General features: G+C 70.1%; 9 protein-coding genes. 2 read left to right on the forward strand and 7 right to left on the reverse strand.

Annotated elements, in window-relative coordinates; translation table 11 throughout:
* Positions 1-49: 49 nt before the first annotated feature.
* From ilvC to FB559_RS04105, 6 genes are all read right to left on the reverse strand, one after another.
* Complete coding sequence (ilvC, locus tag FB559_RS04080; RefSeq protein WP_141961494.1) at positions 50-1033, reverse strand: ketol-acid reductoisomerase; 984 nt, start codon at positions 1031-1033, stop codon at positions 50-52.
* Positions 1034-1068: 35 nt separating this feature from the next.
* A complete protein-coding gene (gene ilvN, locus FB559_RS04085; RefSeq protein ID WP_141953407.1) occupies positions 1069-1593 on the reverse strand; it encodes an acetolactate synthase small subunit in 525 nt (174 codons plus the stop codon).
* Between the two features lie 101 nt (positions 1594-1694).
* The gene (locus FB559_RS04090; RefSeq protein WP_281286221.1) at positions 1695-3497 is read right to left on the reverse strand and encodes an acetolactate synthase large subunit; all 1803 of its coding nucleotides are present in this window, start codon (positions 3495-3497) and stop codon (positions 1695-1697) included.
* A gap of 251 nt (positions 3498-3748) precedes the next feature.
* On the reverse strand, positions 3749-5647 hold the full coding sequence (locus FB559_RS04095) for an N-acetylmuramoyl-L-alanine amidase (RefSeq protein ID WP_141953412.1): 1899 nt from the start codon (positions 5645-5647) through the stop codon (positions 3749-3751).
* Between the two features lie 109 nt (positions 5648-5756).
* Positions 5757-8495 (reverse strand): putative bifunctional diguanylate cyclase/phosphodiesterase, encoded by a 2739-nt coding sequence (locus FB559_RS04100; protein ID WP_141953414.1) that lies wholly within the window; start codon positions 8493-8495, stop codon positions 5757-5759.
* Between the two features lie 446 nt (positions 8496-8941).
* Positions 8942-9841 (reverse strand): 2-hydroxyacid dehydrogenase, encoded by a 900-nt coding sequence (locus tag FB559_RS04105; protein ID WP_246121344.1) that lies wholly within the window; start codon positions 9839-9841, stop codon positions 8942-8944.
* A 179-nt stretch (positions 9842-10020) separates the two neighbouring features.
* Between FB559_RS04105 and FB559_RS04110 the strand changes: the two genes are divergently transcribed.
* Entirely contained in the window at positions 10021-11139 is a 1119-nt protein-coding gene (locus tag FB559_RS04110; RefSeq protein ID WP_141953418.1) for a PQQ-dependent sugar dehydrogenase, read from the forward strand.
* 137 nt (positions 11140-11276) lie between these two features.
* On the opposite strand, the gene FB559_RS04115 is transcribed toward FB559_RS04110, so the two are convergent.
* Positions 11277-12515, reverse strand: coding sequence for an IS701 family transposase (locus FB559_RS04115; RefSeq protein WP_141953421.1), 1239 nt, complete (start codon positions 12513-12515; stop codon positions 11277-11279).
* Positions 12516-12572: 57 nt separating this feature from the next.
* Between FB559_RS04115 and FB559_RS04120 the strand changes: the two genes are divergently transcribed.
* Positions 12573-13103 carry a suppressor of fused domain protein gene (locus tag FB559_RS04120; protein ID WP_185792030.1) on the forward strand — a complete coding sequence of 177 codons (531 nt, stop codon included), beginning with the start codon at positions 12573-12575 and terminating at the stop codon, positions 13101-13103.
* Positions 13104-13961 lie beyond the last annotated feature (858 nt).

The following is a 13961-nucleotide window of genomic DNA, read 5'->3' on the forward strand; positions in this document are numbered from 1 at the left end:
GCCCCGGTGTGTGCGAGCGCACACGCCGGGGCGTATCGGAAGGCCGTGCTCAGTCCTGGAGCCAGGACATCATCGGGCGGAGCTTGGCACCGGTCTCCTCGATCGCCGAGTGCTGCTCCTCCTCGCGGCGCTTGAGGAAGTTCTTCTTCCCGCCGTCGAACTCCTCCACGAGCTCCTTGGCGAAGGTGCCGTCCTTGATCTCGCCGAGGATCTTGCGCATCTCCTCGCGGGTCTCCTCGGTGATGATGCGACGGCCGCGGGTGTAGTCGCCGAACTCGGCGGTGTCCGAGATCGACCAGCGCATCTTCGACAGGCCGCCCTCGTACATGAGGTCGACGATCAGCTTCATCTCGTGCAGGCACTCGAAGTAGGCGGCCTCCGGCTGGTAGCCGGCGTCGACGAGCGTCTGGAAGCCGGCCTTGATCAGCTCGGACACGCCGCCGCAGAGTACGGCCTGCTCGCCGAACAGGTCGGTCTCGGTCTCCTCGGTGAAGGTCGTCTTGAGCGCGCCGGGCCGGGTGCCGCCGATGGCCTTGGCGTACGACAGGGTGAGCGGCCAGGCGTTGCCGGTGGCGTCCCGCTCGACCGCGACGAGCACCGGGACCCCGCGGCCCTCGGTGTACTGGCGGCGCACGAGGTGACCGGGGCCCTTGGGGGCGACCATGCAGATGTCGACGCCCTCAGGCGGCTGGATGAGGTCGTAGCGGATGTTGAGGCCGTGGCCGAAGAACAGCGCGTCGCCCTCGACCAGCGCCGGCGCGATCGCCGAGGCGTACAGCTCGCGCTGCAGGTGGTCGGGGATGAGCACCATCGTCAGGTTGGCCTCTTCACACGCCTCCTCGGGCGTGACCACGCGCAGGCCGTCGTTCTCGGCCTTCTCACGGCTCTTGGACTCCTTCGGCAACCCGACACGCACGTCGACACCGGAGTCACGGAGCGAAAGCGCGTGCGCGTGGCCCTGGCTGCCGTATCCGAGTACCGCGACATGGCGGTCCTGGATGACGCTCAGGTCCGCGTCCTTGTCATAGAAGATCTCAGCCACTGGTGTTTACCTCTTTCGAAAACGGGTCAAGCGCTGCGCTCGATGGCGCGCAGCGATCGGTCGGTGATGGAGCGGGCGCCGCGGCCGATGGCCACCGCACCCGATTGCACGAGTTCCTTGACGCCGAAGGGTTCGAGGACCCTGATCAGGGCGTCGAGCTTGTCCTTGCTGCCGGTCGCCTCGATGGTCACCGCGTCCGGGGCCACGTCGATGACCCGCGCGCGGAAGAGTTCGACCGTCTCCAGGACCTGCGAACGCGTCTCGTGGTCGGCGCGCACCTTGATGAGGACGAGCTCCCGCTGCACCGACGCCGTCGGGTCCAGCTCGACGATCTTGATGACGTTGATCAGCTTGTTGAGCTGCTTGGTCACCTGCTCGAGCGGGCGTTCCTCGACGTTGACGACGATCGTCATGCGGGAGATCTCGGGGTGCTCCGTCGTGCCGACGGCGAGCGAGTCGATGTTGAAGCCGCGGCGGGAGAAGAGCCCCGCGACGCGCGCGAGGATGCCGGGTTTGTTCTCCACCAGCACCGAAAGCGTATGCATGCTCATGAGCCCTCCTTCGTCGGACGAGTGACCAGAGCGCCGTGCTCGCCGATTCGCTCACTCCGCTCGCTCATCTCCACTGCTCTCCCCCTCGCTGTTCGCGGCACTCAGGCATCGTTTCCCCAGTCCGGAGCCATGTCCCGGGCGATCTTGATCTCGTCGTTGCCGGTGCCCGCGGCGACCATCGGCCAGACCATCGCGTCGTGGTGGACGACGAAGTCGATGACGACGGGCACGTCGTTGATCTCCATCGCCTTGTTGATGGTGGCGTCCAGGTCGGTGGCGCTGTCACAGCGCAGGCCCGCGCAGCCGTACGCCTCCGCCAGCTTGACGAAGTCGGGGATCCGCCGGGACTGCAGGTCGGAGTTGGAGTACCGCTCGTTGTAGAACAGGGTCTGCCACTGGCGGATCATGCCGAGGTTGCCGTTGTTGATCACGGCCACCTTGATCGGGATGCCCTCGATGGCGCAGGTGGCGAGCTCCTGGTTGGTCATCTGGAAGCAACCGTCGCCGTCGATCGCCCAGACGGCCGTGTCCGGGCGGCCGTGCTTGGCACCCATCGCGGCCGGCACGGCGTACCCCATGGTGCCGAGCCCGCCGGAGTTGATGAACGCCCCAGGCCGCTCGTAGCCGATGAACTGCGCGGCCCACATCTGGTGCTGGCCCACGCCCGCGACGTACAGGGCGTCGGGGCCGACGATCTGGCCGATGCGCTCGATGGTCTGCTGCGGGGACAGCGACCCGTCGGACGGGGTCTCGTAGCCCAGAGGGTAGGTGTCGCGCCAGGCGTTGAGCTGGCTCCACCACTCCTTGTGGTCGCCCTTGCGCCCGGCGGCGTGCTCGTTCCGCACGGCGACGATGAGGTCGGCGATCACGTCACGGCAATCACCCACGATGGGCACGTCCGCGTGGCGGTTCTTGGAGATCTCGGCCGGGTCGATGTCGGCGTGCACGATCTTCGCGTCGGAGGCGAAGGTGTCGAGCCGGCCGGTGACCCGGTCGTCGAAGCGTGCGCCCAGCGCGACGAGCAGGTCGGAGCGCTGCAGCGCGCCGACCGCGCCGACGGTGCCGTGCATCCCGGGCATGCCCATGTGCAGCGGATGGCTGTCGGGCAGCGCTCCCCTGGCCATGAGCGTCGTGACGACGGGGGCGCCGGTCAGCTCGGCGAGAGTGCGCAGTTCCTCCGCCGCCCTCGCCTTGATCACACCGCCGCCGACGTACAGGACCGGTCGCCGGGCCGCGGTCAGGAGCCGGGCCGCCTCACGGACCTGCTTGGCGTGCGGGCGGATCGCCGGCCGGTAGCCGGGGAGCTGCATCGGCTGCGGCCAGACGAAGTCGACCGGGTTCTGCAGCGCGTCCTTGGAGATGTCGACCAGCACCGGGCCGGGACGCCCGGTGGAGGCGATGTGGAACGCCTCGGCGATGGTCCGCCCGATGTCGGCCGGGTCGGTGACCAGGAAGTTGTGCTTCGTGATCGGCATGGTGATGCCCGAGATGTCGGCCTCTTGGAAGGCGTCCGTCCCGATGGCCCCGCTCGCCACCTGGCCGGTGATGGCGACGATCGGCACCGAGTCCATGTAGGCGTCCGCGATCGGGGTGACGAGGTTCGTCGCGCCCGGACCGCTCGTCGCCATGCAGACGCCGACCTTCCCGGTGGCCTGCGCGTATCCCTGGGCGGCGTGGCCGGCGCCCTGCTCGTGGCGGACAAGGATGTGGCGTACCTGCCGCGAGTCGAAGAGCGGGTCGTACGCCGGGAGGATCGCGCCACCCGGGATCCCGAACACAGTGTCCACACCGACCTGCTCCAGGGCTCTGACGAGCGCCTGTGCTCCGGTCATCCGTTCGGTCATCGCAATGTCCTTGTGCTCCTGAGCGCTGGGCTCGGGCTCGTGATCACGCGCCGCCGGCACGTCACACGGACCCAGGGGTCATGGCCAACAAAAAACCCCTCGCGCCGGTCGGCGGTCGAGGGGAGCGCGCAAGCGATCTACTTGGTCAGCTTGCGCGCTGTCCAAGTACGAGAATCAGGTTGCGTTTCACGTTCACAACCATGGCGAATTTGCCGCGTCACGTCAAATTGGTGGACGACAAGTCTCACCATATGAGACAGCCCGCCGTGATCGGCACGATCACGGCGGGCCGCCCCGTCGTCCGTGCGCGGCTACGACACGTGCTTCAGCACCACGTCGCCCGTCTTCACGAAGTACACGCGATGCCCGAACTGGAGCTCGTAGTACCTGAGCTTGCCAGAGACGATGGCGTGCGTGGACACGTCGAAGGTGTTCGAGTAGTCGTACTCCCCGCGTACCTCATCCGCCACGGAGTAACTCTGGCCCGCGGCGAAGGTGTACTGCATGGGCGCTAGCGTCTGCACCGGGATGTTCGCCGGATAGGCCTCGGGCTCGGGATAGGCACGCCCGTAGACCGGCACCGACGCGAGGCCCGGCTTGGGCGTGGCGACGAGACCGCGCGCCCCGACGGCGACCGGCCGGCCCTTCGGGTTGTAGAACCACGCCTGCTGCCCGAGGTACCAGATCGACGTCCAGTCGCCCTGGCGGCCGGCCACGGCGAAGGTCTGGCCGGTCGCGGCGCGTGCGCTGTGGTCGTACACGCTCATCGTCGCGTCGCCGTTCGGCGGGTGCTTGCCGATGTCCTTCACGAGCGGCGCGTCGGCGCTCGGCGCGGTGCGCAGCATGATCGAGCCGCCACCGTGCGCCGGGCACGCGGCGCTCGGGTTCGCGTCGTCGCAGCCGGTGTAGGGCACGACGTTCTTGTCGTAGTCCGGCAAGATCTTGACCAGGCCCGAGCGGGGTCCGGCGGTGGCGTGCAGCGGTCTGCGCAGCAGGTCGAAGTAGTGCGCCCAGTCCCAGTACGGCCCGGGGTCCTCGTGCATGCCCTGGACGCCCGCCGGCGTGATGCCCGGGACGTTGTCGTGGCCCAGGATGTGCGCGCGGTCCACCGGGATGTCGTACTTCCTGGTCAGGTAGCGCACCAGCTGCGAGGAGCTGCGGTACATCGCCTCGGTGTACCAGCTGCCGCCCTGGGCCAGGAAGCCCTCGTGCTCGATGCCGATGGACTTGCTGTTGATGTACCAGTTGCCCGCCTGCCAGCCCACGTCCTTGGCCTTGAGGTGCTGGGCCACGTGGCCGTCGGCGGAGCGGACCGTGTAGTTCCAGGCGAGGTACGTCGGGTCCTGCACCAGGTTCAGGGTGACCGGGTAGCTGCCCTCGGTGTCGTGGATGACGATGAAGCGGATCTTCTGGCTCTTGGGCCGGTTCCCCAGGTCGTGGTTGCCGTAGGCGGTGGGGTCGGCCGGGTCGAGCTGCTCGTACGGTGCGGGGATCCACTCACAGCCGAGACCGGGCGGGCACTCGGTCTCCGCGTCGTTGGCGCCGGCTCCGGCGGCCCGCAGGCCCGGCGTGGCGGCGAGCGTGACGCTCTGGCCGTCGTCGGTCGTACGCGAGGCGCCGCTCCGGAGCACGTCGTAGACCTGACCCGCGAACCAGGCGGAGCCGCCGTAGCGTACGGCCGCCTGGTACCACGCGGCAGGATCCGCGCTGAGAGGCCTGCCGAGGTCGCGCTGGTAGCTCGCGAGCAGCGCGGCGCCGCCCCCGATGTTGGCCGCCGGGTCGGCGCGCAGCCTGCCGGCGGTGGCCCCGGTGAGCCGCGCGGCCTCCTGCAGCGTCTGCCCGCCGGCCGGCTGGCCTTTTGCGGCCACGGCCTTCGGGTGGAGCGCCGGGCGCGAGGTGTCGCCGCGCGGGTCCTCGGCGCCTCCGGAGAAGTGCTCGCCGGACGGGGTCAGGGTGCCGTCGGTCAGGTGCATGGGCCCGTAGCCCGCGCTGACGCTGGGCCGGCCCTGGTTGGCGTCCCACCGCGACTCCAGGTAGGACACGGCGAGCAGCAGTTTCTCGGGTACGCGATAGGCCTTCGCCGCACCGGCGAAGGCCTGTTGTCGGGTGATGGGAGCCGGACTGGGTTGCTGGGCGGCGTAGGCCTGTCCGGTTCCTAGACCGGCCAGGGCCACGGTCACCGCGACGAGGGTAGGGCGTCGCACGCGCATCGGCAGCCTCCGCACTGACAGTGGGGGTCGCGGTAAGAGTGCCGAAGAGACCGCCCACCGTCAATGGCTTTCGATCAACCGGTGCGCCGCGGAGAATTCCTACACCGCGTCAGCTTGCGGAGATCACCGAGCCGTGCAGCGGGATGGACGCCTCGCCGCGCGCGTTCAGCTGGACGACCGCCTCGATGCCGCTCGGGGCCATCGGGCGCGAGACGAGGAATCCCTGCGCGCGCGGGCAGCCCATCTCCCGCAGCAGCTCGAGCTGCTCGGGGCGTTCGACGCCCTCGGCCACGACCGTGAGGCCGAGGTCGCGGCCGACCCGGGCGATCGTCCTGGTCAGCAGGGTGAGCGTCTCGTCACGGCCCAGACCGGAGACGAAGGACGGGTCGATCTTGATGACGTCGACCGGCAGCTGGCGCAGGAACGCCAGTGAGGCGTACCCGGTGCCGAAGTCGTCGATGGCCAGGCCCACGCCGAGGTCGCGCAGGGCGGACAGCCGGGCGATGAGCTCCTCGGCCCCGTCGACCAGGACCTCTTCCTCGACCTCGAGGGTGAGCGCGCCGGGCGGCAGGCCGCTGTCGGCCAGCGCCTCGGCGACCGAGTCGACGAAGTGCGCCGCGGCGATCTCGCGCGGGCGAAGGTTGATCGACAGTCCGATGTCCCAGCCCGCCTCGCGCCAGTGGGCCACCTGGCAGGTGGCCTCGCGCAGCACCCAGTTGCCGAGCGGCACCATCAGGCCGGACTCCTCGGCCGTGCCGATGAACTCCTCGGGCGGTATGGAGACGCCGTCGCGCCACCAGCGGACCAGGGCCTCGACGCCGGTGACCCGTGAGGTGGCGAGCTCGACCACCGGCTGGAACTCCACCGCGAACTGCTGCTCGGTGAGCGCGCGCTGCAGGTCGCTGCCGAGCTCGAGGCGGCGCATGACGTCGGCGTGCATCTTGGCGGCGAAGACCTCGACGCGGCCGCCGCCGAGCTCCTTCGCGCGTGACAGCGCGATGTCGGCGTTGCGGATGAGCTCGGAACCGGCGATGCCCTCCTCGGCGAAGGCGATGCCGACGCTCGCGGTCAGCACGATGCCACGGTCGGCGACGCGGTACGGCTCACCGGCAAGCGCTCGCAGCAGCCGCTCGCCGAGGTCGACCACGGTCTCCACCTCGGTCGCGCTCTCCATGAGGACGGCGAACTCGTCTCCGCCCCAGCGCGCGACCGTGTCGTCGGCCAGGACGCCGGCGCGGAGCCGCCGGGCCGCCTGGGCGAGCACCTGGTCGCCGCCGCCGTGGCCGATCGAGTCGTTCACCGCGGTGAACCCGTCGAGGTCGACGAAGACCACCGCGACCGGGCCCTGGCTGTGCTCGACCTTCTCACGCGCGCGTTCTTCGAGGTAGGCGCGGTTGGGCAGGCCGGTCAGCCCGTCGTGGAAGGTCAGGTGGGCGACCTGGCGCTCTAGGGCGACCTGCTCGCTGAAGTCGCGCGTCGTGACCAGGAGCTGGTCGGTGCCGTCGCCGGCCCGGCCGTACCGGGAGATCGTCGACTCGGTGGGCAGCCAGGTGCCGTCGGTGGCACGTACGCGGCAGGCGATGCGCGCGACGTCGAGGTCGCACTCGGATCTCAGGAAGGAGGTCACCGCGTCCACGACCCGCGGCAGGTCCTCGGGGTGCACGATGTCGTACACGGGCCGGCCGAGCAGGTCCTCGGCCGCGTAGTGGTACGAACGCCGCGCGCCGGCGCTGACGTACTGCACGACACCGTCGAGGCCGCAGATGAGGACGACGTCGTTGATGCTCTCGGCCAGGGCGCGGAAGTGCTCCTCGCCGGTCTCGGCGGCGCGGCCGAGCCGGTCGTTCTCACGGAGCAGCTCGGCGAGCCGGGCGAGCACGACGAGCACCGCCGAGCCGGCGATGATGGGCACGATGGGCCGCAGCCCGCGGGCGGCGGTGAGCGTGTGGCCGGCGACGAAGATCGCCGCGGCGGCGGCAGTCGCGGCGGGTGCCAGACCGGGCCCGACGAGCGGGCGGCGTGTCTCCTCCGCGGGCTGCCGGCCGCCCTCCTCGGCGGACTGCCGTCCGCGGATCCACGGCACGGTGGCGAGGAACAGCAGGCCGACCATGCGGGTGACGTCGGCCGGGACGCCGTGCGCACCGCCGTCGTTGAGGCGGAGCGCGGCGTACAGGACGTCGGCCGTGGTGAGGACGAGCACCGCGCAGTAGGCGACCACGGCGGACCGGTGGTTCGCGCGCACGGCGGCGAGCGTCATGGGGAACAGCACACAGATCAGCGCGGCGTCGAGCACCGGATAGCGCAGCTCGATGAGGAACTGGCCCCAGCCCTCACCGGCCACGTGGTAGAGCCGGTCGAAGATCGCGACCCAGCCGACCACGAAGAGGGCGCAGGCACAGACATAGGTGTCGGCCAGGTAGCGCAGCCAGGGCCGTGTGGTGCGCGGCAGGCGCACCGGCACGATGAAGCCCGCGGTGATCGCGATCGGGGCGACCAGGAGGAACAGGTCGGCCGGAGAGACCGTCACCACGGCGCGGCTGATCACGAGCCGGGAGATGGCGTTGACGGTCGAGCCCGCGCACCAGGCGATCGCGGCGACGCCGAACCAGCGCCACATGTCGCGGTCGATCTTGCCGACGGGTGTCTGCGGTGTCCGCCCTGCGGCGTACAGCAGGGAGGTCGCCGCCACCGCGGCGGACCACGCGGACAGCCAGGCGCCCGAAAGGCCGCCTCCCCATCCCAGCACGAGGGCGAGGGCGTAGATCAACGCGAGCGCCGCGAGCGCTCCGAACGGCCGCACCGCCACCGGGATCCCCCGGTGTCGCCGCCCCGTCCCTTCCGCGGTCATCTAACTTGCTCCCCGCCACTTGATCATGAGCCGTCCCGCATTTGGAAACGCCTCGCACCGGACACATGACTCCCGAGATCTCCACCGACCTCGGGACGTTCTTGGGCGTGATCTCCGCCGGTCTGTCAAGTGCTTTGTCATCCTGTACGAGGCGGCGTCCCGCATACGGGACACCGGGTTTGGAGTTGCGCGCCACCTGGTTTCGGCCGGGATCTTCCGGCACGGTCCATGCGGCGGTCAGGCTGGTCAGCTTCGACGTTCAATCTACGGGCCGTATGTCACAGAGCGATTGAGGCCGGGCGTCCACCCGGCGACAACCGGATACGTTCCGTGACCGAATCTCGGACGTTTTGGGTGGTTTGTCGTTAACGCAGCACGGATGAGAAAAGTTGCGGCGTGTAATCGGCCGCCGCCGCGCAAAGTGCCGCCGCAGAGGCTTTACCGGATCAGTAGTCGCCCTTGATGATGTTGTGCAACGGCTCGCCCGCCACGAACCGCGCGACCTGCGCGCGCACCAGCGCGACGGCCCGGCGCCGCGAGGCCGGCGTGGACCCGCCGACATGCGGGGTGATGAAGACTCCGGGCGCTGACCAGAGCGGATGCCCGGCGGGAAGGGGCTCGGGGTCGGTCACGTCGAGCACCGCGCGGAGCCGCCGATTCGTGAGCTCGGCCAGCAGTGCCTCGGTGACCACGACCGTGCCGCGAGCGGCGTTGACCAGGAGCGCACCGTCCCTCATCCGGGACAGAAACTCCTTGTCGACCATTCCGGTGGTCTCCGTCGTCGACGGCACGATGAGGACGACGACGTCGGCGTCGGGCAGGAGTTCCGGAAGCGCGCTCACACCGTGCACACCGTCACGCACAGTACGTGCGACGCGGACGATCCGCGTCTCGAACGGGACCAGCCGCCGCTCGATCGCCGCGCCCACCGAGCCGTACCCGACGATCATCACCGTCCGGTCTGTCAAGGCGTCTGTCATGTGCCAGTCCCAGCGGCCCTCGCTCTGGGCGCCGGCGAATCCGGGGAATTCCCGCTGCGCCGCGATGATCCCGCCGACCACCCACTCCGCCGTGCTCGCGTCGTGTACCCCGCGCGCGTTGCACAGCACCGCACCCGCCGGAACATGAGGGATGAACGTGTCCACGCCTGCGACCTGCAGCTGTACGACCTGCAGGTTCGTCATCGAGGCGATGATCTCGCGGCTCCGCGGCGTCGCGACGAACGGCGGCACGTACACGGCGACCTCGGCCGGGTCGCCCGGCAGGTCGTCGCCGCGGCCGTCGTAGACCCCCACGCTGACCCCGTCGATGTCCGCCACGGCGTCCGCGATCTCCTGATCCGGCACCCAAATCCTCACCGCACTGAACCTTCCGCTAGGCCGACTGCGATCGTAGGCCGTCGTTTCCCTGCCGTGACGCCGAGGTGTGACGATGCTTACGAGGGACGCCTCGTGGACGCCTCGAGGTGCCGACCACGGAGAGTCAACGCCCGCCCGGGAAGTTCGTTCCGTATTGAGATGGGAACTTGACCAAAGTGAGGCTCAGCATCGTCGCCGCCCTAAGCGCCCTCGCTCTCGCCGGCTGTTCGTCGAGCGGCCCGCCGGACGCGAGCGGCTCCACTCCCCCGCCGTTGCCGTCGTCCGCTCCGGCCGGAACCCCGCCCGGCTCCGCGGCGCACCTCGGTACTCCACGGGACCTGGCGACCGGCCTGGCCGTCCCCTGGGCGATCGCGTTCCTGCCCGGCGGCGACGCGCTGGTGACCGAACGGGACACCGCCCGGCTCCTGCGCGTGACGCCTGCCGGGAAGGTCAGCACAGTCGGAAAGGTGCCCGGCGTGTCACCGGCCGGTGAGGGCGGCCTGCTCGGCGTCGCCGTCTCACCCACGTTCACGCGGGACCACCTGGTCTTCCTCTACTACAGCGCGGCGTCGGAGAACCGGATCGTACGGTTCGAATATCGCGGACCGGGGATCAGCGGCGTACGGACCCTCGTCACCGGAATCCCGCGCGGCCCGATCCACAACGGCGGACGGCTCGCGTTCGGTCCCGACCACCTGCTCTACGCCTCGACCGGGGAGACCGGCCGCGGCGGGCTGTCACAGGACCGATCATCGCTCGGCGGGAAGATCCTGCGGATGACGCCGGACGGCAAGCCCGCACCGGGCAACCCGTTCGGCACGCTCGTATGGACGTACGGGCACCGCAACGTCCAGGGCCTCGCGTGGGACCGGCAGGGGCGCATGTTCGCCACCGAGTTCGGCCAGGACCGCTTCGACGAGATCAACCGGATCACCGCGGGCCACAACTACGGCTGGCCGGTGGTCGAGGGGTTCGGCGGCGACCGCAAGCGCTACACGCCGCCGCTGCTGACCTGGACGACCGACGAGGCGTCGCCGTCCGGGCTCGCGTACGCCGGTGGTTCGCTGTGGGCCGGCGCGCTGGGCGGGCGGCGGTTGTGGCAGGTGCCGGTCGCGGCGAACGGCACCGTCGGCAAGCCCGTCGCCCATTTCACCGCCCGGTACGGACGACTGCGCGCGGTCGCCGCCGCACCGGACGGCTCGCTGTGGGTGAGCACCAGCAACCGCGACGGCCGGGGTGACCCGAAGCAGGGTGACGACCGGATCCTGGTGATCCCCGTCTCTTGACCAGGACGAGTCCGCCGGGCACGCCCTAGTAGTGCTTTGTTAGATGAGTAAGGCGAGGGGTTGGGGTCGGCAGGTGGGGCAGTGGCCTGTCCAGGTTGCGAGCAGTGCTTGTAGCTCGCGGAGGATTTTGTAGAGACTCAGGCTGCCCCGGTTGCTTTTGGGCTGGTCAGGCGCAGGGTCGTGAGGAACAGGTGGGCGGCGGCGACGAGGGTGACATGGCGGTTCCAGCCGGCCCAGGAGCGGCCTTCGTAGTGGTCCAGGCCCAGGCCGGTCTTGAGTTCGCGGTAATCGTGTTCGATGCGCCAGCGGATCTTCCCGAGCCGGATCAGATCCTGAAGTGGGGTGTCGGCGGGCAGGTTCGACAGCCAGTACCTGACCGGCTCGGGTTCATCCGGCGGCCACTGGGCGATCAGCCAGGCCTCGGCCAAGGTGCCGTCGTCGGCATAGCGGGGCCGGCGGCCGGCCGGGCGGACGCGCAGCGTGAGGAACTCGGCCGCCAGTCTGCCTTTGGAGCCTTGACGCCAGGACAGGCGGCGGACGCCGGTGCGGCCGGCGGCCAGGACATGTTCGCGCAAGGAGACCGGTTTGGTGCGATAGCGCGGCAGGCCACGCCATCCCTTGCCCTTGGCGGGCAGCAGTTCGGGCACGGCGTCGGCGGCATGGGCGGTGCCCGAGCCTTTGACCTGCACGATGTAGCGCAGATCTCGCTCAGCAAGGGCAGAGCGGAAATGAGCGTTGTCACCGTAGCCGGCGTCCGCGCAGATCACCGGCGCCGACAGGCCCCAGTCACGCAGCTCATCGAGCATCTCGATCGCCAACTGCCATTTCGGCCGGTTCCGCTCCTCATCATCAATGCCGCACCGTGCGCGCCTGCGCCTGATCTCCTGGGCCAGGATCGGGTCGCCGGTGCACGCATCGTCCCAGGCCTCGGGGATGAACAACCGCCAGTCCAAAGCGGCCGAAGCATGGTCACAGACCGCGTGCACGCTCACCCCGATCTGGCAGTTGCCGACCTTGCCCAAGGTGCCCGAGTACTGCCGGGCCACCCCGGGCGAGGACGTCCCGTACTTGGGGAACCCGGTGTCATCGATCACCCACGCCACCGGCTCCACCACATCGTGAATCCGGGCCGCCAGCCGACGCCGCACTCCAGCGAAATCCCACGTCGAAGAGCTCATGAACTGCTGCAGCCGCTGATGATCGGTCCCCAGCCGCTCCGCCATCGGCTGCATCGACTTGCGCTGCCCGTCCAGCAACAGGCCCCGCACATACAGCTCACCCGTGGCGCGCTGATCCGACCGCGGCAAGGACGCGAACACCTCAGCCGCGAACTCCTCCAACCGCGACCGGACCGCGGCGATCTCCCCAGACCTCACACAAGATCATCGCAACCAAGATCACAAACGTAACAAAGCACTACTAGGGTGATGCGGATGAGTGATCCTGAGGTCCTGGGGCACGTCGAGCGGTATCTCGGTGCCCGAACGCGTACGGTCTCGGTCTCTGGTTTCTCGATCGGCGTCCATTCCTCGCCGTCCATGGTGTCGGCGGTCACCGACGGGATGCGCTTCCGGTCGCTCCAGTCGTCGCTGCCGCTGGAGTTCGCCTGCTCGGTCCTGCCGGGGCAGGAGGATGTGGCCGTACGCCTCGTGGAGATGTTCGCGGACTCGACCGTACGCAGCGGGTCGGAGGTGGAGTACGACGACGGGTTCGTCGTGGATGAGCCGCTGGTCGACGGCAGCCGGGTACGCGGGCTGCTCGCGGCACCGCATCCGTATGCGGACGAGATGTTCAACCTGTTCCGTGACGCGGGAGGCGAGCTGCGCCTGCAGTTCGTCACGCTGGTGCCCCTGACCGGAGCGGAGGCCCGGCATCTCCGCGACCATGAGACCGGCGAGCTGTTCGAACTGTGGGAGGCGTCAGGCACCGACCTGCTGGACCTCCACCGCACCTCGGCGGTCTGATCTTCCTCGCGAGCCGACGACCGGATGGGGGCCGCGCCCGGGGTGGCCGACGACCGGGCCGGGACGCCGGCGGGCGGTAGCAGTCCCTGCGCGGGACTCTCACCCGCCGGCCCGCGGCCTGTGGGAGGCGTCAGGCACCGACCTGCTGGACCTCCACCGCACCTCGGCGGTCTGATCTTCCTCGCGAGCCGACGACCGGATGGGGGCCGCGCCCGGGGTGGCCGACGACCGGGCCGGGACGCCGACAGGCGGTAGCAGTCCCTGCGCGGGACTCTCACCGCCGGCAGGCGGTAGCAGTCCCCGCGCGGGACTCTCACCGCCGGCAGGTGGTAGCAGTCCCGGCGCGGGACTCTCACCCCGCCGGCCCGCGGCCTGTAGGCGGCGGGCCTGGCTAGTGGCCGGGCGGCCGGAACGGCTGCTGGACGGTCGGGCCGGGAAGGATCAGTGGTTGCGCCGGTGGCCGGACGGCCGAGCCCTGCCGGTAGGCCTGCGGTAGGGCCGTGGTCTGTGTCCGAGCGGCCCTGGGCCGGGAGCGGGCGGCCGGGCCGGGAACCAGCGGTCCGGCCAGGAACCAGCGGTCCGGCCGGGAACGGACGGCCGGGAACGGACGGCCGGGCGGGAACGGACGGCCGTAGGCGGGACGAGCGGTCCGGCCGGGAACGAGCGGTGGCCAGACGGCCCGGCGGGTCGGGACGGGAAGTCGCCAGGTGATCGGAATCCCCCCACCGGACGCTCAGACCGCCTATCCGCAGCCACTGACCACGCGGCCCCGCCGCAGCCGCACGACCACACCGGGAGCGAGCGGTGGCTGGGCGGCCGAGCCCTGCCAGTACTCAGTCGGTAGGACCGTGGTCCATG

It is taken from the genome of Actinoallomurus bryophytorum, assembly GCF_006716425.1.
Lineage (GTDB): Bacteria > Actinomycetota > Actinomycetes > Streptosporangiales > Streptosporangiaceae > Actinoallomurus > Actinoallomurus bryophytorum.

Bases quoted from the DNA above. Each gene is read 5' to 3' on its own strand.
- FB559_RS04095 (WP_141953412.1), bottom strand. From the start codon at position 5,647: ATGCGCGTGCGACGCCCTACCCTCGTCGCGGTGACCGTGGCCCTGGCC.
- FB559_RS04120 (WP_185792030.1), top strand. From the start codon at position 12,573: ATGAGTGATCCTGAGGTCCTGGGGCACGTCGAGCGGTATCTCGGTGCC.
- ilvN (WP_141953407.1), bottom strand. From the start codon at position 1,593: ATGAGCATGCATACGCTTTCGGTGCTGGTGGAGAACAAACCCGGCATC.
- FB559_RS04100 (WP_141953414.1), bottom strand. From the start codon at position 8,495: ATGACCGCGGAAGGGACGGGGCGGCGACACCGGGGGATCCCGGTGGCG.